Genomic DNA, 19,882 nt, shown 5'->3' on the forward strand with positions numbered 1-19,882 from the left:
TTGTACGTTTTTTGCATGGCCGCCGGGCAGGAACTCGTCACCGCGTGGCGCCCCGTGGTGCCGGGCGTCACCGAGGTCTTCCACGCCCGCTTCACCGAGTACGCCTATCCGATGCACGTCCACGACGCGTGGACGCTGCTGATCGTGGACGACGGGGCCGTACGGTACGACCTCGACCGGCACGAGCACGGCACCCCGCACGACACCGTGTCGCTGCTGCCGCCGCACGTGCCGCACAACGGCTCCCCCGCCACGCCGGGGGGCTTCCGCAAGCGGGTCGTGTACCTCGACGCCGGCCGGCTCGGCAAGGAGCTGATCGGTCCGGCCGTGGACTCCCCCGACCTGCGGGACCCCGTGCTGCGGGCGCGCGTCGCCCGGCTGCACTCCGCCCTCGCCCGGCCCGGTGACGAGCTGGAGGCGGAGAGCAGGCTGACGCTGGTCGCGGAGCGGCTGCGCCTCCACCTGCGGCCCCGCGAGGGTGTGCCGCGCCGGTTCCGGGACCCGGTACTCGCCCGTGAGCTGCGGGAGTTGCTGGACGCCCGGGTGGTCGCCGGTCTCTCCCTGGAGGAGGCCGCGCGGTCGCTGCACGCCCATCCGGCGCACCTGGTCAGGGCGTTCAGCGGTGCGTACGGCATCGCGCCGCACCAGTACCTGATGTCCCGGCGGGTCGGGATGGCCCGGCGGCTGCTGCTCGACGGGGTGCCGCCGGGCGAGGTCGCGCCGGCCACCGGGTTCTACGACCAGGCCCATCTCACCCGGCACTTCCGGAAGTTGGTCGGCGTGACGCCGGGCCGGTACCGCGACAGCGGGCGCTGAGTCACGGGGACGCGCGGGGGTGGGCGGGGGAATCGGCGGAAGCCGCCCGTCCGCCGGTCACCGGTGGTTAGCCTCCCCGCATGGCTGACACACCGGAAGCACAGGACACACAGACCTCGGCTGACGCCCCCGTCACCGCCCGCGCGTTGCCCCTCAGGCGCCTCTCCCTCGCCGTCGCGGGTGCCGCGGCCCTGGTCGCCGTGGGCGTCGGCGTGGCGCTGGCGGCCCCTTCGGACGAGGCCCCCCGTCAGGGGCGCGGCGTCGCGGCCAGCGTCCCGCCGGACTCGGACAGCGGGGGCACCTCCGACGGGGGCGTGTCGTCGACCGGCGGCACCGCGGCCGGCGGCGGCCTGTTCTACGGCGGCACGTCCGACGGCGGGGGCACGTCCGACGGCGGCACGTCCGACGGCGGCCCGGAGGACGGCTCCGTCGCCGGTTCCGGCAGCTCCGGCGGACTCGTGGACGGCGGCAGCAGCGACGGCGGCGGCGACGCGGGCGCCGACGGCGGCACCGGCCCCACGGACGAGCCCACCGGGGCCGCGAGCCTGGAGGAGCTGAACCGGCGCATCACGGAGCTGGACAGGAAGGTCGACCGGCTGCCGACCAAGAAGGAACTGGCCGATGCCCTGCGGGCGTTCGCCGACGAACTCGACCGCGCCACCGCGACCCCGACTCCCCTGCCCGAGCCGTCCTCCTGAGCCTTCGCCCGGTCCGCGGGCGGCCCGCGTCAGTCCGCCGGGCGTTCGATCAGGTGCGTGAACGCCGCCAGGTTCCCGGTGGACTCGCCGCGGGCCACCCGCCAGGCGTACTCCTTGCGGATCGATGAGGCGAAGCCCAGCTCCAGCAGGGTGTTGAAGGCGCCGTCGGCCGCCTCCAGGATCTGGCCGAGGAGGCGGTCGACCTCGTCCGGGGTGACCGAGGCGAGCGGGAGGCGGGCGGTGACGTAGACGTCGCCGAGGCGGTCCACGGCGTAACTCACGCCGTACAGCTTGAGGTTGCGCTCCAGCAGCCAGCGGTGGACGCCGGGCTCGTTCTCGTCGGGGTGGCGGATGACGAAGGCGTTCAGCGACAGGGAGTGGCGGCCGACGAGGAAGGAGACCGTCGTGGAGAGCTTGCGGGTGCCGGGGAGCGTGACCACGTAGTTCCCGGGGGCGGGGTGCTCCCACTCCAGCTCCGCGTCCTTGAAGACGGCCTCCAGGACCTGTCCGGCCTTCTCGACATCACCCATGGTGGGAGCGTACGCGACGACGGTGGGACTGGGTCGCGGCCGTGTAGACGTCGGCGGTGGCGGCGGCGGCCGTGTCCCAGCCGAAGGACTGGGCGTGCCGGGCGGCGGCCCGGCCCATGCGGGCCGCGAGGTCCGGGTGGTCGGCGAAACGGCCCAGCACGCGGGCGTAGTCGGCCGGGTCGTGGCCCTGGACGAGGAAGCCGGTCTCGCCGTCGCGCACGGCCACCGGCAGACCGCCGACCGAGGCCGCGAGCACCGGGGTGCCGGTCGCCTGCGCCTCGATGGCGACCAGGCCGAAGGACTCGCTGTGCGACGGCATGACGAGCACGGACGCGGCCCGGAACCAGTCGGCCAGCTGCTCCTGCCCGACCGGCGGCCGGAACCGGACCACGTCCGCGATGCCCAGCCGGGCCGCGAGCTTCTGCAGGCCCTCCGGCTTGGCGAGCCCGCTGCCGCTCGGGCCGCCGACGACCGGGACGACCAGGCGGGAGCGCAGCTCGGGGCGCCGGTCCAGCAGCACGGCCACGGCGCGCAGCAGGACGTCCGGCGCCTTCAGCGGCTGTATGCGGCCGGCGAAGAGCGGGATCAGCGCGTCCTGGGGCAGTCCGAGGCGGGCGCGGGCGGCGGCGCGGCCGTCGGCGGCGCGGAAGCGGTCGAGGTTGACGCCGGGGTGGACCACGGCGACCTTCGCGGGGTCGGCCGCGTAGTGCCTAACCAGTTCGCCGGCCTCCTCGGCGGTGTTGGCGATGAGGCGGTCGGCGGCGGACACGATCTGGGTCTCGCCGATGACGCGGGCGGCGGGCTCGGGGGTGTCGCCCTCGGCCAGGTTGGCGTTCTTGACCTTGGCCATGGTGTGCATGGCGTGCACCAGGGGGACGCCCCAGCGCTGGGCGGCGAGCCAGCCGACGTGCCCGGAGAGCCAGTAGTGGGAGTGCACGAGGTCGTAGTGGCCGGGGCGGTGGCCGGCCCACGCCTGCATGACGCCGTGGGTGAAGGCGCACAGCTGGGCGGGGAGGTCTTCCTTGGCCAGGCCCTCGTAGGGGCCCGCGTCGACGTGCCGGACGAGGACGCCGGGGGCCAGCTCGACGGCGGGGGGCAGGCCGCCGGTCGTGGCCCGGGTGAAGATCTCGACCTCGATGTCGATCTCGGCGAGCCGCTGGGCCAGCTCCACGATGTAGACGTTCATGCCGCCCGCGTCGCCGGTGCCGGGCTGGTGGAGCGGGGAGGTGTGCACGGAGAGCATGGCGACCCGGCGGGGTCTGCGGGACAGCCGGAGCCGGGAGGCCGACGGGGAGCGTCGCCCGAGCCTGCTGACGTACTGGCTCACGTGGCGGACCTCCTTGATGCGGGCATGCCGGGGAAGGGCCCACCGTGCCCTCCCTGGGGATCCAACAGCGGGCGAGTGCCCTGCCATTTCCCGATCAAGCGGCTTTGCCGAATCATTACCTTGAGTCGGGCAACTGTTCGATGCCTCCCGGGTGGGGCGCGGGGCCCCCTTACCCTCGTAGCCATGAGAACCCCCGCGGCACCCCTCCCCCACGCCCGGCCGCGCCCGGGCAAAGGGGCCGCCGTCGTGGGCACGGTGACGCGCGGGACGACCAATCCCAACCGGCTGCGCCGCATGGACCGCTGGATCGCGGCCACGCACGGCGCCGCGCTGCGCCGCGCGAGCGACCCCCTGGCCGTCGACCTGGGGTACGGCGCCGCGCCCTGGACCGCCGTCGAACTGCTGACCCGGCTGCGCACGGCGGCGCCCCGCACCCACGTGGCCGGCATCGAGATCGAACCGGCCCGGGTCGCGGCGGCGCGGGCGTACGAGCGGGAGGGCCTGGTCTTCCGGCACGGCGGCTTCGAGGTACCGGTCTCCGGCCGCCCGGTGCTGATCCGCGCGGCGAACGTGCTGCGGCAGTACGAGGAGGCCGAGGTCGCCCCGGTGTGGCGGCGGCTGTGCGCGCGGCTCGCGCCGGACGGGCTGCTGGTGGAGGGCACCTGCGACGAGATCGGCCGCCGGCACGTGTGGGTGGCGCTCGGTCCGGAGGGCCCCCGCACGGTCACCTTCGCCACCCGGCTGGGCTCGCTGGAGCGCCCCTCCGACCTCGCCGAGCGCCTGCCGAAGGCGCTGATCCACCGCAACGTCCCGGGCGAACCGGTGCACGCCTTCCTGCGCGACTTCGACCGCGCCTGGGCCGCCGCCGCGCCCTACGCCGCCTACGGCGCCCGGCAGCGCTGGATGCGCGCGGTGCGGGACCTGACCGCCGACTGGCCGGTGACGGACTCCCCGGCGCGCTGGCGGCAGGGCGAAGTCACCGTGTCCTGGGCGGCGTTGGCTCCGGTGGGCTGACCGCCCGCCGGTCCGTGCGCCCGGGTGGGGGAACGCTTCCCGCGCCCCGTTCGTCACACCGGCGAGGTGGTCGCCGTACGCGGTGGCCGGGAGGGGGGCATCCCGTCCCCGACGGACCCTGTCGCTTTGCGCGCGACCGTGGCACGATCCCTCAGACGACCGTAAGTTACTGACGGTAAATCAGTTTGGGGGAACAGGTATGGGTTCGGGCAAGCGCGGCCTGCTCGCGGCCGCTTTGACCGTGGTCTGCGCGGTGACCGTCCTCGCGGCGCCGGGCACGGCGTTCGCGGCCCTGGCGCCCATACCCGCACCCACGCCCACGCCCGCCCCGGCGGCGACTCCCGCGCCGGACAAGGACCTTGAGGAGGTCCGCACCAGGCTGGACGAGCTGTACCACGACGCGGCCGTGGCCACCGACGCCTACAACGCGGCCGAGGAGAAGGCGAGGAAGCAGTCCGCCGAGATCGAGGAGCTGTCCCGGAAGATCGACCAGGGGCAGCGGCGGCTGGACGGGCTGAAGGACCGGGCGGGCGCGGCGGCCCGGGACCAGTACCGCACGGGCGGCCTGTCCTCCACCGCCCAGTTCCTGCTCACCGACGACCCGGGCCGGTTCCTCGACGGCGCCGGCCGGGTGCTCCAGGGCCAGCGGGCGGCGACCGGGCTGATGGCCGACATGTCCCGCGCGCAGCGGGAGTTGCGGGCCTACGCCGACGAGGCCGCCGCGCAGGGCGAGCGGCTGGAGGGCAACCGCAAGGCCAAGGCCGCCGCCAAGAAGGAGATCGAGGAGCAGATCGACGCGGCGGAGAAGCTCGAGTCCCGGCTGGAGAAGAAGGAGAAGGAGCGGCTCGCCCAGCTGGAGCGGGAGGCCGCTAAGAAGGCGCAGACGGCCTGGCTGGACACCGGTGTCCTCAAGGACGCCCACGACAAGGCGTCCGCGCCGGGCGAGAAGGCCGTGGAGTACGCCGCCGCGCAGCTCGGCAAGCCGTACGTGTGGGGCGCCGAGGGCCCGGACTCCTTCGACTGCTCGGGCCTGACCTCGCAGGCCTGGGCGGCGGCCGGGCACCCCGTCCCGCGCACCTCGCAGGAGCAGTGGCGGCAGCTGCCGCACGTGGACGTCGAGGACATGCGCCCCGGCGACCTCGTCATCTACTTCGACGACGCCAGCCACGTGGCGCTGTACATCGGCGACGGCACGGTCATCCACGCCCCGCGCCCCGGCCGCACGGTGACGGAGGCGGGCGCCGGCTCCATGCCGATCCTGGGCGTCGTACGACCGGACGCCTGACGGCACCCGGACGCGGCCCCGCGCCCCGGGCGGCGGCCTCCCGCGGAACACCCGCTCGCCCCGGGGCGAGGGATTCCCGGGAGCACCCCCGCACCCGGGGCGACGGGTCCCTCGGGAACGCTTCCGCACCATGGGCGACAGGCCCCTGGGAGCACCCCCGCACCCCGGGCGACAGGCTCCCGGCAGCACCCGCACCCGGGGCGACAGGTCCCTCGGGGCCGCTTCCGCGCCCGGGGTGACGGGCTCGTCCGGGAACGCTCCCACGCCCGGTGACCTCCGTCACGTGACCCACCGCACGGCCAACTCCCGCCCGACGTGAGCTTCGTCATCCCGGCCGCGCCGTCGGCGTGTCCAACTGCGGTACGGAACGCGGCATATGACGGCGGCGGACGGCGGAGCGACGCGGCTCACACCATTCCGTCGAGGCGGTCCCAGCCGCTATGGTCACCCGTCGGTGGGTCGAGACCCTCGATGCCGCCGAGCCCTCGGGGGGAGGGAAGGAACCCAAGACGATGCCCGTACCCGTACCGCGGCAGAGAGCGATCCCGGCCGTGGAGAGTGGTCAGGCGCAGGCCCCGCACACCGCCGGCGGCCCCCTCAAGGAAGAGGCGCACCGCGACACCACGCCCGCGCACGGCACCGGCGCCGCCCTCACCCTGCTGCTGATCGAGGACGACCCGGCCGGCTCGCCGATCGTGCCCGACCTGCTGGACCCGGCCGGCAAGCCGATCCGCGTGCGCACCGCCCGCAACCTCACCGAGGCCGAGCGGCTGCTCACCGACGACGTCCACTGCATCCTGCTGGACCTGGCGCTCCCGGCGCCGGGCGGCGACGACACCGACGACGAGCTGGCCGTGCTCCGGCACGTGCTGCGGCTCGCGCCCCGGCACGCCGTGCTCGCGCTGACCGCCTCCGGCGACGCCGAGCGCGGCGCCGAGGCCGTGCGCGTGGGCGCCCAGGACTACCTGTTCCGGGACGAGCTGGACGGCCGGCTGCTCAGCCGCGCCATCCGCTACGCCGTGGAGCGCAAGCGGTCCGAGACGGCCGAGCGGCGGCTCGCCGAGGGCCGGCTGCGGGCGCAGGAGAACCGCCGCCTGGAGCGCGGCCTGCTGCCCACCCCGCTGCTGGAGGGCTCCGCGCTGCGGTTCGCCGCCCGCTACCGGCCGGGCCGCTCCCGGGCCCTGCTCGGCGGCGACTTCTACGACGCCGTCCGCACCCCGGACGGCACCGTGCACGCCATGATCGGCGACGTCTGCGGCCACGGCCCGGACGAGGCCGCGCTCGGCGTGGAGCTGCGCATCGCCTGGCGGGCGCTGACCCTGGCCGGGCTGTGCGGGGACGAGCTGCTGAACACCCTCCAGCAGGTGCTGGAGCACGAGCGCGCCGACGAGGAGATCTTCGCGACGCTGTGCACGGTGGACATCGCCCCCGACGGGCGCCGCGCGGGCCTGTGCCTGGCGGGCCACCCGGCCCCGCTGATCGCCCGCCCCGGCAGGCCGCCGCGGCTGCTGCCCTACGACAACAACGGTCCCGCCCTGGGGCTGCTGCCCGGCGCCCGCTGGCCCCGCACGCAGGTGGAGCTGGGCGCCCAGTGGAGCCTGATGCTCTACACCGACGGCCTGATCGAGGGCCGGGTCGGCGTGGACGGGGAGCGGCTCGGGGAGGACGGCATGGTGGAGATGATCCGTCGGCAGCTCGCCGAGGGCCTGCGCGGGGAGGAGCTGCTGCGGGCCGCGGTGCACGAGGTGCGGGAGCTGAACGGGGGCGAGCTGACGGACGACGTGGCCGTGGTGCTGCTGGACCGGGCCGCGTAGGGGGTCGCGACGCGGGGCCGGCGCGGTGTCGCCAGGGCCGGGTGCGCGGGCCCGCGCGCCGCGTGGAGCAGGTCGCGGCTCACCCCTCCGAAGGGGAGCCGCGCGCCCGGCCCGGGCGACCCGCGCCCGTCACGCGGAGCGGGCCTCCCCGCGCGGGGAGGCCGCTACCGGCCGCCGTTCCACGGCCCGTACGGACCGTCGCTGCTGCTGCCCCGGCGCCCGCCCCAGCCCCGGCCGCCGCCCACCTGCCGCAGGGCGGGGCGGACGTCGACGAGGTAGACGATGCTGGCGACCGCGCCGGCGATCGGCAGGATGGACAGGAGCGAGAACAGATAGCTGACCACGAGCGCGATGGCGAGGATGATCAGCCAGAAGACCTTGTTCTGCTTGTCGGCCGCGCGGAAGGCGTCCTCGCGGCGGAACGCGGCGTCGAACAGCCCGAACGCGGCCAGGGCCATCAGGATGATCTTCAAGATGCCCATGAACCCCGCGAAGCCCAGCATCAGCATGTCGTCCACCGTCCGTTGATTCCCGGTCCCTGCTACGCCGCCACCGTACCCATACAACGGGCCGGACACCCCCGAGGTGCCCGGCCCGCGCCCGTCCCGCCGGCCGTTCTCAGTCGGCCGACGGAGCGGTCTTCTTGGGGGTGGTGGACTTGCGGGCGGCCGGCGCCTTCTTCGTGACGGGCTTCTCCTCGGCGGTCCCGGCGGTCCCGGCGGTGGCCGGCTTCGGCTCGTCGCCCTTCGCCTCGACGGGCTCGTCCTTCACCACGACGGGCTCGGGCCGGGCCGCGGCCGGCTCGGGCTTGGCCGCGGCCGGCTCGGGCTTGCCCTCGACGGCGATCGCCAGGTCCTCGATCTCCTCGGCGGCCTCGCCGCGCCAGGTCTTCACGGCCTGCTCGCCGTGCTCGGCGACCTTCTCGTAGGTCTCGCGGGCCTTGACGGCGTACTCGGCGGCGACGCCGACGCCGCGCAGGGCGAGGTCCTGGGCGGTCTCGCCGAGCTTCTTCACGTCGAGGGCGCCGATCAGCTCGCCGACCTTGGTCTGCAGGGTCTCCTGCGCCTCCTTGGCCCGGGCGGCGGCCTTCTCCTGCACGGCCTTGGGGTCGGTGTTGCGTACGGCGTCGATGCGGGCCGGGGCCTCGGCGCGCAGCTGCTCGACCAGGGCCGGCACCTTCTTGGCCTGCTGGAGCGCCAGATCGGCGGTGCCGGCGGCGAAGTAGAGGGGGGTCGGGTCGCTGAGGGTCTTGCGCAGGTCGTCGGTGATGGCCATGGTGGGGATCCTCCCGGATCGAATTCGCGTTCGGCTGGGTTGACGAGGTCCGCGGCGGGCGTCCGAGCCCTGGTCCGGCGTTATCCGGCCGTCCGTCGCCGACCTGCGTCGGTGTCGCTTCCGGCGGCATCGCCTCCGCCGGCCGTACCGCTTCCGCCACCGGCCCCCTGGTCCACGGGACCGTCCCCGTCCGCCCCGGGCCGCTCGGGCTCGCCGGTCCCGAATCCGTTCTCCTTGCGGAAGGACTCGTAGATCTGGAGCAGCACCTGCTTCTGGCGCTCGTTGAGCGAGGGGTCGGCGAGGAGGACGGCGCGCGTCTCGACCTCGTCGCGGTCCCGCTCGGCGTCGAGGATGCCGGCGCGGACGTACAGCGTCTCGGCGGAGATGCGCAGGGCCTTGGCGACCTGCTGGAGCACCTCCGCGCTGGGCTTGCGCAGCCCGCGCTCGATCTGGCTCAGGTACGGGTTGGACACCCCGGCGGCGTCGGCGAGCTGCCGGAGCGAGAGCTGGGCGGTGCGCCGTTGCTCGCGCAGGTACTCACCGAGATTGCCGACGTTCAGCGATGCCATGCCTCCACCTTGCCCCACCTCCGCTAACTTTTGCAAGCATCCGCTTGCAAGAGTGTGTCGCGACCGGTCCGGGCCCGTGGCCGGGCCGGCCCCGGGTAAATCGGTTGCCCGCCGTCGAAGAGCGTGGGTGCAATGGCCCGCGTGATCGGCCGGGTGGGCCGCCGGGGCGGGACGGGACGGAGGTGGCGGCGGATGAGTACGTCGCCGGGGGCGGAGCGAAGTGACGGGGCGGCCGTCCGGGTCGGGGTCCTCGTGCCGCTGACCCGGCCCGGCTGGGTCGAGGCGGGGCGGCAGTTGCTCGCCGGGCTGGAGCTGGGCGCGCGGGACGTCAACGACGCCGGCGGGGTCGGCGGACGGCCGCTGGAGCTGGTGGTCCGGGACACCGCGGCCGATCCCCTGCGGGCCGCGGCGGCCGTGGACGAACTGGCCCGGCTGGGCGTGGCCGCCGTGGCGGGCGAGTACCACAGCGTCGTCGCCCGGGCCGCCGCCGCCCGCGCCGACACCCTCGGCGTGCCCTTCCTGTGCTCGTCCGCGGTCCTCGACGCGCTCACCGAACAGCCCACGGAATGGGTCGCGCGGATCGCCCCGGCGCAGTCCCATAGCTGGCGGATCTACGCCGACTTCCTGCTCGGCGCGGGTCACGGCCGCATCGCCGTGGCGACCCAGCCGAGCGCCTACTGGGCGGCCGGCACCCGCATCCTGCGCGACCACCTCGCACCGCACGGCGGCAGCGTCGTGGAACTCGACATGAGCGCGCTCGGCCCCGCCGCCCTGTGCGACGCCCTCGCCGCCCACGGCGCGACGGCCCTCCTTCTTCTCGTCGGCCACCCGGAGCCGGCCGTGCCGGTCGTCCGGTCCGTGCGCCGCGACCCGCGCCTCGCCGGGGTCCTGATCGGCGCCCCCGCCGGGCAGCCGGAGTTCGCCGAGTGGGCGGCGCTGCTGGGCGCCGACGGCGCCGGGGTGCCGTTCCTGCGCTACCTGCCCGAACGCCTCACCCCGCTCGGCACCCGCGTGGCGGCGGCCCTGCGCGGGCGGTCGGCCGAAGCGCCCTCCTTCGTCGCCTTCGAGGGCTACGACACGATCGCCGTCCTCGCCGACGTGCTGCGCGCCCACGGCACGGACCGGGCGCGCGTCGCCGCGTCCTGGCCGCACGTCGCGGTCGACGGCACCCGCGGCCCGATCCGCTTCTCCCGCGTACCGGGCACCGGCGTCCGGCAGTGGGCCCGCCCGCCCGTCCAGGTCGCCGACCGCGACCCGGCGGACCCCGCCCGCTTCCGGGTCCTGCGCACCGGCTGAGCGCCCGTCCTGCGCACCGGACCGGGGCAGCGGCGCGACACCGTCCCGGAGCACCGGCGTACGGCCGCCCTCACGAGAAGTCGTACACCGTGAACTCGGCGACGGGGACGTATCCGATGCGCCGGTAGAGCGCGGTGCTCGTGGGGTTGGCCGGGTCGGCGAACAGGACGACGGCCCGCGCGCCCGCCGTCAGCGCCGCCTGGCCCACCGCCGCCGTCACCGCGCCCGCGTAGCCGCGTCCGCGCAGGCCGGACGGGGTGTAGACGGGGTCCACCCGGACGTGACCGGCGGTCATCGGCGTCGCCCCCGCCAGGGAGACGGGGGTGCCGTCCGGGGTCTCCCAGAACGTGAAGCGCTTGGCGGCGAAGCGGGTGCCGGGCCAGGCGGCGTCGTCCGCGGGGAAGTCCTCCCCGACGTCCGCCGCGAACGCGCGGCACCAGCGCACGACCCGGCCGTGGTCGCGGACGCCGGCCACCCGCGCCCGGCCCTCGCACGGCGGCCGGGGCGGGATCGGGGTGCCGAGCCGGTACAGGCGCACCCGCTGCGCGCGCAGGGCCGGCGTGGCGCCCGTCGCCCGTCGCCACGCCTCGGCGAAGGCGGCGGCGGTGTGCCGCTCGGCGCTGACCCCGGCGAGGACGTGACCGGAGCCGGCCAGCCGCGCGGCGAGGGCGCCGGCCTGCCCCGGGGTGAGCGGGGTGGGGCTCAGCAGGCCGGGCGTCCTGCGGTGGAAGGCGGCGCGGACCTCGCCCGACTCCAGCAGGTAGCCCAGCAGCGGGGCCCGGCCGCCGTACGCCTCCGCGCCCCGGGTGCGCAGTGTCTCGGTCAGGGTCAGGGCCATGGTGTGCAGATCCGGCCGCGCGCGCAGGAAGCGCCCGGCCGTGCCGAGGAAGTCGTGGATGTCTTCGGTGAGCCGCCAGCCGTCCGGGTGCATGCCGGAACCTTCCGCCGCGAGCCGCGCCGCAAACCCCGGCCGGGCGGGGGAGCGGCCCTTCCGTCAGGAATGGAGAAGCGGCCGGGCGGGTCGCGCCGCTAGCGTGGCGGGGGCTTCACGGACGGGAGAGACGATGAGCATGACCACGAGGACGGACGACGCGGTGGCGGCACCGCACGCCGCCGACGGCCACGAGCTGATCCGGGTGCACGGCGCGCGGGAGAACAACCTCAGGAACGTCAGTGTCGAGATCCCCAAGCGCCGGCTGACGGTGTTCACGGGCGTCTCCGGGTCGGGCAAGAGCTCCCTGGTGTTCGACACCATCGCCGCGGAGTCGCAGCGGCTGATCAACGAGACGTACAGCGCGTTCGTGCAGGGCTTCATGCCCACGCTGGCGCGGCCCGACGTGGACGTGCTCGACGGGCTGACCACCGCGATCATCGTGGACCAGCAGCGGATGGGCGCCGACCCGCGCTCCACGGTCGGCACCGCCACCGACGCCAACGCGATGCTGCGCATCCTCTTCAGCCGGCTCGGCACCCCGCACATCGGCTCGCCCAAGGCGTTCTCCTTCAACGTCGCCTCGATCAGCGGGGCCGGCGCGGTCACCTTGGAACGCGGCGGGAAGACGGTGAAGGAGCGCCGCGAGTTCAGCATCACCGGCGGCATGTGCCCGCGCTGCGAGGGCCGCGGCACGGTCACCGACATCGACCTGACCCAGCTCTACGACGCCGGCAGGTCCCTCAACGAGGGCGCGCTCACCATTCCCGGCTACAAGCCCGGCGGCTGGAACCACCGCCTCTACACCGAGTCCGGCCTCTACGACCCGGACAAGCCGATCCGCGACTTCGGCAAGCGGGAGCTGGACGACTTCCTGTACCGCGAGCCGACCCGCATGAAGATCGCGGGCATCAACATGACGTACGAGGGTCTGGTCCCGCGCATCCAGAAGTCCATGCTCGCCAAGGACCGCGAGGCGATGCAGCCGCACATCCGGGAGTTCGTGGACCGCGCGGTCACCTTCACCACCTGTCCCGGCTGCGACGGCACCCGGCTCGGCGAGGCCGCCCGCTCCTCGAAGATCAAGGGGATCAGCATCGCCGACGCCTGCGCGATGCAGATCAGCGACCTGGCCGCGTGGGTGCGGGAGCTGGACGAGCCGTCCGTGGCGCCGCTGCTCGCCTCGCTGCGCGAGACCCTGGACTCGTTCGTGGAGATCGGGCTCGGCTACCTCTCCCTGGACCGGCCCGCGGGCACCCTCTCGGGCGGCGAGGCACAGCGTACGAAGATGATCCGCCACCTCGGCTCCTCGCTGACCGACGTCACCTACGTCTTCGACGAGCCGACCGCCGGTCTGCACCCGCACGACATCCGGCGGATGAACGACCTGCTGCTGCGCCTGCGGGACAAGGGCAACACGGTGCTCGTCGTGGAGCACAAGCCGGAGGTCATCGCGATCGCCGACCACGTGGTGGACCTCGGACCGGGCGCCGGCACGGCCGGCGGCACCGTCTGCTTCGAGGGCACCGTCGCCGGGCTGCGCGCCGCCCGCACGCTCACCGGCCGCCATCTGGACGACCGGGCCGCGCTGAAGAAGACGGTGCGCGAGCCGTCCGGTGTGCTGGAGATCCGCGGTGCCACCGCCCACAACCTGAGGGACGTCGACGTCGACGTGCCGCTCGGGGTGCTGACCGTCGTCACCGGGGTGGCCGGTTCGGGCAAGAGTTCGCTGGTGCGCGGGTCGATACCGGCCGGTGCGGGCGTGGTCTTCGTCGACCAGACCCCGATCCGCGGTTCGCGGCGCAGCAACCCGGCCACGTACACCGGCCTGCTGGAGCCGGTCCGCAAGGCGTTCGCCAAGGCCAACGGGGTCAAGCCGGCGCTGTTCAGCGCGAACTCGGAGGGCGCCTGCCCGGCCTGCAACGGTGCCGGGGTCGTCTACACCGACCTGGCGATCATGGCCGGGGTCGCCACCACCTGCGAGGAGTGCGAGGGCCGGCGGTTCGACGCCTCCGTGCTGGAGTACCGGCTCGGCGGCCGGGACATCAGCGAGGTGCTGGCGATGACGGTGGAGCAGGCCGAGGAGTTCTTCGGCACCGGCGAGGCCCGCACCCCGGCCGCGCACCGGATCCTGCGGAACCTGGCCGACGTGGGCCTCGGCTACCTCACCCTCGGCCAGCCGCTGACCACGCTGTCCGGCGGCGAGCGGCAGCGGCTGAAGCTGGCCACGCACATGTCCGAGAAGGGCGGGACCTACGTCCTGGACGAGCCGACCACCGGGCTGCACCTGGCCGATGTGGAGCAACTGCTCGGCCTGCTGGACCGGCTGGTCGACGCGGGCAAGTCGGTGATCGTCATCGAGCACCACCAGGCGGTCATGGCGCACGCGGACTGGATCATCGACCTCGGCCCGGGCGCCGGCCACGACGGCGGCCGGATCGTCTTCGAGGGCACCCCCGCCGACCTGGTCGCGGCCCGCTCGACCGTCACGGGCGAGCACCTGGCGGAGTACGTCGGCGGCTGAGCCCCCCGGGGCCGCCCCGGCGGCCGGCCGAGCGTCCGGGCCGCCGCCGGGCGCCTCGGCGCGCTCCTGGTGGGCATATGCCCGCGCCACCGAGGACGGGGTGCCGTGGAACAGCCGGCGGAAGGCCGGCACCCCGGGGCGGTCGTGCAGGCCGGTCACCGGGCCGCGCCGGTCCAGCCCGGCCGGCACGCGCCGACGCAGCGCGGCCACCGGGTCCGCCGCCCCGGCGGACGGCCGCGCGTCCGGGCCGCCGCCGGGCGCCTCGGCGCGCTCCTGGTGGGCATATGCCCGCGCCACCGAGGACGGGTGCCGTGGAGCAGCCGGTGGAAGGCCGGCACCCCCGGGGCGGTCGTTCGGGCCGGTCACCGGGCCGCGCCGGTCCAGCCCGGCCGGCACGTGCCGACGCAGCGCGGCCACCGGGTCCGCCGCCCCGACGGACGGCCGCGGGGCCTCCGTCTCGTGGCCGGTGATCCGGTGCGGCACCAGGTCCTCCTCGGCCGGGAAGGACCGGAAGGGGCCGGCTCGGAGATCCCGGCCGCGGCGGCGGCCTCCGCCACGGACAGCGCGTCGAAGCCGCGCTCCGGGAACAGCCGTACGGCGATGACCGGCACGTCCTCGTGCATCCGCCGCTTCTTGCGCTCGCGCGGGCCCGGCTCCCCCACGGGGCCTACGCGGCCGGTCGGCGCCCGCTCACGTCAGCAGGTCGTCCACCTGGGCCTCGCCCTCCCGGTACCGGCGGGTGATCTCCCCGCTGCAGTCGTCCGCGGTGCGCTGGAGCCGCTGCCGGCAGCGCGAGACCTCCTGCTCGTAACGGACCAGGCGGCCCATGGCGGCGGTCAGCTCCGGGTCGGTCCGCGCCGTCAGGTCCGACAGCTCCACCTCGGCGAGCATCTCGGCGGCCAGCCGCCCGTACTCCTCGTTGTGCGGCGTGCCGAGCGTGACGTGGCGGGCCGAGGAGCGCTGCCGGGCCGGGGCGTCGCGCAGGATCTCCGGGAGCCGGTCGACCACGGAGCCGTCGGCGGGCGCCGGCACGGACGCCCGGCCGCGCCGGCCCAGCTCGGCGCGCAGGATGTCGATGCGGCCCTGGAGCAGCCGCCGCACATAGCTGAGGTCCGCCTCGTCCCGCTGGGCGTCGCGGCGCAGGGTGCGCAGCTCGGGCAGGCTCAGCCGGGCCAGGTCGGGTTCGTCGGGCACGGGGTCCGGGGGGCCGTCGGTGCGCTGCGCGGGCGGCCGGTGCGTCGCCGCCGTCCCCGGCCGCCCGCTCGTGCTCGGTGTGCTCATCTGCCTGTGACCGTCCCCTCGACCGGCGTGTGGGAAGCATCGTGCCACCCCAACCGGCCGCTATGTGACCGAGAGCCCCCGAACGGCCCCAGATGGGCGGTAACGGATCCATACCGGCTCCCGTCCGGGCCCTGTGCGGGCGGGCGGGGGGCACCGGGCATCATGGTCGGCATGCGTGCGGTGGTGCAGAGGGTGGACGGCGCGAGCGTCGTCGTGGACGGCGAGACGGTCGGCGCGATCGAGGGCGAGGGGCTGTGCGTCCTGGTCGGGGTGACCCACGAGGACACCAAGGAGAAGGCGGCCCAGCTGGCGCGCAAGCTGTGGACGATCCGGATGCTGCACGGCGAGCGGTCGTGCGGTGACACCGGGGCGCCGCTGCTGGTGATCAGCCAGTTCACCCTCTACGGCGACGCCCGCAAGGGCCGCCACCCGACCTGGAACGCGGCCGCCCCCGGCGACGTCGCCGAGCCCCTGGTCGACGAGGTCGTGGCGCAACTTCGCGCCCTGGGCGCCACGGTGGCGACGGGCCGCTTCGGCGCCCGGATGCGAGTGAACCTGACGAACGACGGTCCGTTCACGGTGCTGCTGGAGATGTGAGCGCCGCCGGGGGCGACGCCCGGAGGCGACGCGGGGCCGCGTCCGGCGGCCCCGCGCCCGTCGGCCGCACGGCTACGGCTCGACCACGACCTCCTGGGCCGCCGCCGTCTCCCCGGCCAGCAGCCGCGCGTCGGCCGGTACGTTCCGCTTCACCAGCGCCAGCGCCACCGGGCCCAATTCGTGGTGGCGTACGGACGTCGTCACGAAGCCGACCTTGCGGCCCTCCGGCCCCTCCTCGGCGACCCGGATCCCGGTCCCCGGCACCGGCAGGTGCACCTCGCTGCCGTCCAGGTGCAGGAAGACCAGCCGGCGCGGCGGCTTGCCCAGGTTCTGCACCCGGGCGACCGTCTCCTGCCCGCGGTAGCAGCCCTTCTGGAGGTGCACGGCCGTGCCGATCCAGCCCAGCTCGTGCGGAATGGTCCGGTGGTCGGTCTCGAACCCGAGCCGGGGCCGGTGCTGTTCGACCCGCAGCGCCTCGTAGGCGAGCAGCCCCGCGGCGGGACCGTGCGACGCGGCGAACGACTCCAGCCGCTCGCGCGGCAGGAACAGATCGCGGCCGTACGCCGTCTCGCGCACGACGGCCCCGTCCGGCACGCCGGCGATGGACCCGGCGGGCAGGTGGACCACGGCGATGTCGGCGGTGCGGTCGGCGACCTCCACCCGGTAGAAGAACTTCATCGACTCCAGGTACGCGATCAGCGCGTCCTGGGTGCCGGGCTCGACGTGCGCCCAGACGGTCGTCCCGTCGTCCACCAGATACAGCGCGTGTTCGATGTGCCCGTGCGCGGAGAGGATCAGGGCCTCGGTGGCCTCGCCCGCGGGCAGGTCGCTGACGTGCTGGGTGAGCAGCAGGTGCAGCCAGCTCAGCCGGTCGTCACCGCTGACGGTGACGACCCCGCGATGGGACAGGTCGACGAAACCGGTGCCGTCGGCGAGGGCGCGCTGCTCGCGGAACAGGTCGCCGTAGTGGGCGGCGACACCTTCGTCCACACCCTCGGCGGGGACGGCGCCGGGCAGGGACAGCAGGGGGCTCTTCATGACGCAAGCCTACGACGTGGTACCGGAACCCTTCGGGGCACAGTCCTGGCACCGGCCGAAGATCGCGAAGTGCTTCATGTCGGTGTCGAACCCGAACTGCTGCCGCAGCTTGGCCGTGAACTCGGCGGCCACCCCCACGTCCGCCTCGATGACGTCCTCGCAGTCCCGGCACACCAGGTGCAGGTGGTGGTGCCGGTCGGCGAGGTGGTAGGTGGGCGCGCCGTGCCCGAGGTGGGCGTGGCTGACGAGACCCAGCTCCTCCAGCAGCTCCAGCGTCCGGTAGACGGTGGAAATGTTGACCCCCGACGCCGTCTTCCTCACTTCCACGAGGATGTCGTCGGGGGTCGCGTGCTCAAGGGTGTCGACGGCTTCGAGGACAAGCTGCCGCTGCGGCGTCAGCCGGTAACCGCGCTGCCTGAGGTCGCTCTTCCAGTCGGTGCTCACCACACCGACGAGTCTAGGACTACTTGAAGAAAGCGATGCCGTCGTCCGGCATGTCGTCGGGGAGGGCCTTGGCCCAGCGCTCGACGTCCTCGGGGGTGACGACCTTCTTGAGCTGGGCCGACATGTAGGGGCGCAGCGCGACCTCGGGGGTCTGCTTCTCGCCCACCCACATCAGGTCGCTCTTCACGTAGCCGTACAGCCGCTTGCCGCCGCTGTAGGCGGGGGAGCCGGGGGTGCGGGCGACGGCGTCCGTCACCAGGTCGATCTGCGGCTTCTTGTCGGCCATCTCGCCGTACCAGATCTCGATGACGCCGTCGTCGCGGGTCATCGTGACCTCGACCTTGCGGTCGGCGTCGATCCGCCAGAAGCCGTACTCCGACTCCAGCGGGCGGACCTTGTTGCCGTCCTTGTCCAGCACCCAGGTGTGGGAGCGGTACTCCAGGAAGTCCCGGCCGTCGTGGGTGAAGCTGACCTCCTGCCCGAAGTTGCACTTCTCAGAGCCGGGGAAGTCGTGCACGCCCGCACCGGCCCAGTTGCCGAGCAGGAAGGCGAGCGGGACAAGGTCCTTGTGCAGGTCGGACGGGATCTCGATCATGACGGAGGCTTTCCTAGAGGGGGGTCAGCGCTGGCCCTGGTACAGCTTCTTCACGGTCAGACCGGCGAAGGCGAGCACGCCGACGCAGACCAGGACCAGCAGGGTTTCGAAGAAGATCTCCACGGGTGCTCCTTGAGCGAGGGTGGGCATACGACAGAGCCGGGGCCCAGCTTACGCGGCCGGGCCCCGGCCCTCTTTGCGAGGTGCGCGGTAGCAGGTCACGAGCGGCGCGCTCCGCCTGCCCCGGCTCGCCACGCCGGTCGTGGCGATCGCCCCGCGACTACGCTTCCGGCATGACCAAGAAGCTCGTTATCAAGGTGACGGCCGGGGCGGACGCTCCCGAGCGGTGCTCGCAGGCGTTCACGGTCGCCGCCGTGGCCGTGGCCAGCGGGGTCGACGTCTCGCTGTGGCTGACCGGGGAGTCCTCGTGGTTCGCGCTGCCGGGGCGGGCGGCCGAGTTCGAGCTGTCGCACGCCGCGCCGCTGCCCGACCTGATCGAGTCGATCCTCGCGGCCGGGCGGGTCACGCTGTGCACGCAGTGCGCCGCCCGCCGGGAGATCACCGAGAAGGACGTCATCGAGGGCGTACGGATCGCGGGCGCGCAGGTGTTCGTGCAGGAGGCCCTCGGCGACGACACCCAGGCGCTCGTCTACTGACGCGCCGGGCCGCCCTCAGGGACGGGGGCGCTTCTTGCCGTCCAGCTCGTCCCACCACTCGTCCGACTCCGGGTCGCCCGAGGGATCGTCCCACCAGCGGTCCTCCGGGCCGCGCCGGTTGGCGACCATCGCGGCGACCGGCGGGATGACCATGGCCACCACGCACAGGCCCACGGCCGCGGGCACCGACCAGATGCGTACGACCCCCCAGGCCAGGACGAAGAGGCCGATACAGGTCCCCATCATGGCGAAGTAGAGATGCCGTCGCCGGGCGTACATAGCTCCAGAGTAGGGCCGCCGGGCCCTGTCACAACTGATCCACAAGTTTCCGGCCGCGGGGCCCCGCGGGGTTACCGTGGCGTATCCGTACCTGACGCCCGTCACCACCGCCACCACCACCGACCCGGGGGAACCCATGCGAGGCCTGCGCATACTGCTGATCGTCGTCGTGATCCTGGGCGCGCTGTTCGTGGTCGCGGACCGGGTCGCCGTGCACTTCGCCGAGGGCGAGGCCGCGGACAAGCTGAAGGCGAACGAGCAGCTGACCGCCACCCCGGACGTGGACATCAAGGGCTTCCCGTTCCTCACCCAGCTCGCGGGCGGTTCCCTGGACGACGTCGAGGTCGGGATCGACGAGTACGACGCGGCCACCGGCAAGGCCGGCCAGACGATCCGGGTCGAGGACCTGAAGGCCCACATGAAGGGCGTGGAGTTCTCCGGTGACTACAGCTCCGCCACCGCGGCCACCGCGACCGGCACCGGGACGGTCTCGTACGCCGAGCTGCTGAAGACCGCCAAGTCGGAGCCGACCCAGGTGGCGCCGGGGGCCAGCGCCCGGGTCACCGGGCTCTCCGACGGCGGCAACGGCAAGATCAAGGTGGCCGTGGAGCTGTCCGCGCCGGCCCTCGGGATCAAGCAGACGGTGTCCGTGCTCAGCTCGGTGGGCGTGGTGGACGGAAAGGTCGAGGTGCACGCGGACTCGCTGCCCAGCCTGGCCGGCGCCGCGATCGCCGAGGACCGCATCCGCACGATCACCGACTTCCAGCAGGCCATCGACCAGCTGCCCGGCGGGATCAAGCTGGACAAGGTGCAGGCGGCGCCGGAGGGCGTCGAGATCAGCGTGAAGGGTTCGGACGTCCGGCTGGCGGGGTAGGCGCCCGGAACCCGGGACGGACAGCGGGCGTCCCGGGAC

Annotated in this window: 21 protein-coding genes and 1 pseudogene; 10 read left to right on the forward strand and 12 right to left on the reverse strand. The window is 74.3% G+C overall.

Annotation, left to right across the window (positions count from 1 at the left end):
* Nucleotides 1–15 precede the first annotated feature (15 nt).
* Nucleotides 16–816, forward strand: a complete 801-nt coding sequence (locus tag ACZ63H_RS25490) for a helix-turn-helix transcriptional regulator (RefSeq protein ID WP_469868731.1) — start codon at nucleotides 16–18, stop codon at nucleotides 814–816.
* Between the two features lie 80 nt (nucleotides 817–896).
* A complete protein-coding gene (locus tag ACZ63H_RS25495) occupies nucleotides 897–1,514 on the forward strand; it encodes a hypothetical protein (RefSeq protein WP_469868733.1) in 618 nt (205 codons plus the stop codon).
* 29 nt (nucleotides 1,515–1,543) lie between these two features.
* Here the strand turns inward: ACZ63H_RS25495 and ACZ63H_RS25500 are convergent, their stop codons facing one another.
* A complete protein-coding gene (locus ACZ63H_RS25500; protein ID WP_469868734.1) occupies nucleotides 1,544–2,044 on the reverse strand; it encodes a type III secretion system chaperone family protein in 501 nt (166 codons plus the stop codon).
* The gene (gene mshA / locus ACZ63H_RS25505; protein ID WP_469868736.1) at nucleotides 2,037–3,371 is read right to left on the reverse strand and encodes a D-inositol-3-phosphate glycosyltransferase; all 1,335 of its coding nucleotides are present in this window, start codon (nucleotides 3,369–3,371) and stop codon (nucleotides 2,037–2,039) included. The genes ACZ63H_RS25500 and mshA overlap by 8 nt, the downstream gene beginning before the upstream one ends.
* A 246-nt stretch (nucleotides 3,372–3,617) precedes the next feature.
* Here mshA and ACZ63H_RS25510 point away from each other — a divergent pair, with 246 nt between their 5' ends.
* From ACZ63H_RS25510 to ACZ63H_RS25520, 3 genes are all read left to right on the forward strand, one after another.
* A complete protein-coding gene (locus ACZ63H_RS25510) occupies nucleotides 3,618–4,385 on the forward strand; it encodes a class I SAM-dependent methyltransferase (RefSeq protein ID WP_469868849.1) in 768 nt (255 codons plus the stop codon).
* Nucleotides 4,386–4,584: 199 nt separating this feature from the next.
* Complete coding sequence (locus tag ACZ63H_RS25515; protein WP_469868738.1) at nucleotides 4,585–5,670, forward strand: C40 family peptidase; 1,086 nt, start codon at nucleotides 4,585–4,587, stop codon at nucleotides 5,668–5,670.
* Between the two features lie 512 nt (nucleotides 5,671–6,182).
* Nucleotides 6,183–7,484, forward strand: a complete 1,302-nt coding sequence (locus ACZ63H_RS25520) for a PP2C family protein-serine/threonine phosphatase (RefSeq protein ID WP_469868740.1) — start codon at nucleotides 6,183–6,185, stop codon at nucleotides 7,482–7,484.
* Between the two features lie 164 nt (nucleotides 7,485–7,648).
* Here the strand turns inward: ACZ63H_RS25520 and ACZ63H_RS25525 are convergent, their stop codons facing one another.
* The 3 genes from ACZ63H_RS25525 to ACZ63H_RS25535 all read right to left on the reverse strand — a co-directional run bounded on the left by ACZ63H_RS25525 (nucleotide 7,649) and on the right by ACZ63H_RS25535 (nucleotide 9,328).
* Complete coding sequence (locus tag ACZ63H_RS25525) at nucleotides 7,649–7,993, reverse strand: DUF2516 family protein (protein WP_469868851.1); 345 nt, start codon at nucleotides 7,991–7,993, stop codon at nucleotides 7,649–7,651.
* Between the two features lie 109 nt (nucleotides 7,994–8,102).
* Nucleotides 8,103–8,759, reverse strand: a complete 657-nt coding sequence (locus tag ACZ63H_RS25530) for a hypothetical protein (protein ID WP_469868742.1) — start codon at nucleotides 8,757–8,759, stop codon at nucleotides 8,103–8,105.
* An 80-nt stretch (nucleotides 8,760–8,839) separates the two neighbouring features.
* Nucleotides 8,840–9,328 carry a helix-turn-helix domain-containing protein gene (locus tag ACZ63H_RS25535; protein ID WP_469868744.1) on the reverse strand — a complete coding sequence of 163 codons (489 nt, stop codon included), beginning with the start codon at nucleotides 9,326–9,328 and terminating at the stop codon, nucleotides 8,840–8,842.
* A 192-nt stretch (nucleotides 9,329–9,520) separates the two neighbouring features.
* Here ACZ63H_RS25535 and ACZ63H_RS25540 point away from each other — a divergent pair, with 192 nt between their 5' ends.
* Nucleotides 9,521–10,624: an ABC transporter substrate-binding protein gene (locus ACZ63H_RS25540; RefSeq protein WP_469868746.1), complete on the forward strand. Its 1,104-nt coding sequence runs from the start codon at nucleotides 9,521–9,523 to the stop codon at nucleotides 10,622–10,624.
* A gap of 70 nt (nucleotides 10,625–10,694) precedes the next feature.
* On the opposite strand, the gene ACZ63H_RS25545 is transcribed toward ACZ63H_RS25540, so the two are convergent.
* A complete protein-coding gene (locus ACZ63H_RS25545) occupies nucleotides 10,695–11,555 on the reverse strand; it encodes a GNAT family N-acetyltransferase (protein WP_469868748.1) in 861 nt (286 codons plus the stop codon).
* A gap of 133 nt (nucleotides 11,556–11,688) precedes the next feature.
* On the opposite strand from ACZ63H_RS25545, the gene ACZ63H_RS25550 reads away from it, so the two are divergent.
* Nucleotides 11,689–14,079 (forward strand): ATP-binding cassette domain-containing protein, encoded by a 2,391-nt coding sequence (locus ACZ63H_RS25550; protein WP_469868750.1) that lies wholly within the window; start codon nucleotides 11,689–11,691, stop codon nucleotides 14,077–14,079.
* A gap of 177 nt (nucleotides 14,080–14,256) precedes the next feature.
* Here ACZ63H_RS25550 and ACZ63H_RS25555 read toward each other — a convergent pair.
* Nucleotides 14,257–14,741: pseudogene (locus tag ACZ63H_RS25555) on the reverse strand (TetR family transcriptional regulator); the annotation flags it as partial.
* Nucleotides 14,742–14,769: 28 nt separating this feature from the next.
* Nucleotides 14,770–15,360 (reverse strand): RsiG family protein, encoded by a 591-nt coding sequence (locus ACZ63H_RS25560; RefSeq protein WP_469868752.1) that lies wholly within the window; start codon nucleotides 15,358–15,360, stop codon nucleotides 14,770–14,772.
* A 171-nt stretch (nucleotides 15,361–15,531) separates the two neighbouring features.
* Between ACZ63H_RS25560 and dtd the strand changes: the two genes are divergently transcribed.
* The gene (dtd, locus tag ACZ63H_RS25565; RefSeq protein ID WP_469868754.1) at nucleotides 15,532–15,957 is read left to right on the forward strand and encodes a D-aminoacyl-tRNA deacylase; all 426 of its coding nucleotides are present in this window, start codon (nucleotides 15,532–15,534) and stop codon (nucleotides 15,955–15,957) included.
* 72 nt (nucleotides 15,958–16,029) lie between these two features.
* Here the strand turns inward: dtd and ygfZ are convergent, their stop codons facing one another.
* The 3 genes from ygfZ to ACZ63H_RS25580 are packed head-to-tail and all read right to left on the reverse strand — an operon-like array spanning nucleotide 16,030 to nucleotide 18,034.
* The gene (gene ygfZ, locus ACZ63H_RS25570) at nucleotides 16,030–16,995 is read right to left on the reverse strand and encodes a CAF17-like 4Fe-4S cluster assembly/insertion protein YgfZ (protein ID WP_469868756.1); all 966 of its coding nucleotides are present in this window, start codon (nucleotides 16,993–16,995) and stop codon (nucleotides 16,030–16,032) included.
* Nucleotides 16,996–17,004: 9 nt separating this feature from the next.
* A complete protein-coding gene (locus ACZ63H_RS25575) occupies nucleotides 17,005–17,442 on the reverse strand; it encodes a Fur family transcriptional regulator (protein ID WP_469868758.1) in 438 nt (145 codons plus the stop codon).
* 16 nt (nucleotides 17,443–17,458) lie between these two features.
* Entirely contained in the window at nucleotides 17,459–18,034 is a 576-nt protein-coding gene (locus ACZ63H_RS25580) for a heme-binding beta-barrel domain-containing protein (RefSeq protein ID WP_467935106.1), read from the reverse strand.
* A gap of 293 nt (nucleotides 18,035–18,327) precedes the next feature.
* Here ACZ63H_RS25580 and ACZ63H_RS25585 point away from each other — a divergent pair, with 293 nt between their 5' ends.
* A complete protein-coding gene (locus ACZ63H_RS25585) occupies nucleotides 18,328–18,690 on the forward strand; it encodes a DsrE family protein (RefSeq protein ID WP_469868760.1) in 363 nt (120 codons plus the stop codon).
* Nucleotides 18,691–18,705: 15 nt separating this feature from the next.
* On the opposite strand, the gene ACZ63H_RS25590 is transcribed toward ACZ63H_RS25585, so the two are convergent.
* Complete coding sequence (locus ACZ63H_RS25590; protein WP_358687942.1) at nucleotides 18,706–19,008, reverse strand: DUF3099 domain-containing protein; 303 nt, start codon at nucleotides 19,006–19,008, stop codon at nucleotides 18,706–18,708.
* Between the two features lie 97 nt (nucleotides 19,009–19,105).
* On the opposite strand from ACZ63H_RS25590, the gene ACZ63H_RS25595 reads away from it, so the two are divergent.
* The gene (locus ACZ63H_RS25595; protein WP_469868853.1) at nucleotides 19,106–19,843 is read left to right on the forward strand and encodes an LmeA family phospholipid-binding protein; all 738 of its coding nucleotides are present in this window, start codon (nucleotides 19,106–19,108) and stop codon (nucleotides 19,841–19,843) included.
* Nucleotides 19,844–19,882 lie beyond the last annotated feature (39 nt).

The sequence above is a fragment of the Streptomyces sp. NPDC104831 genome, from assembly GCF_055583025.1.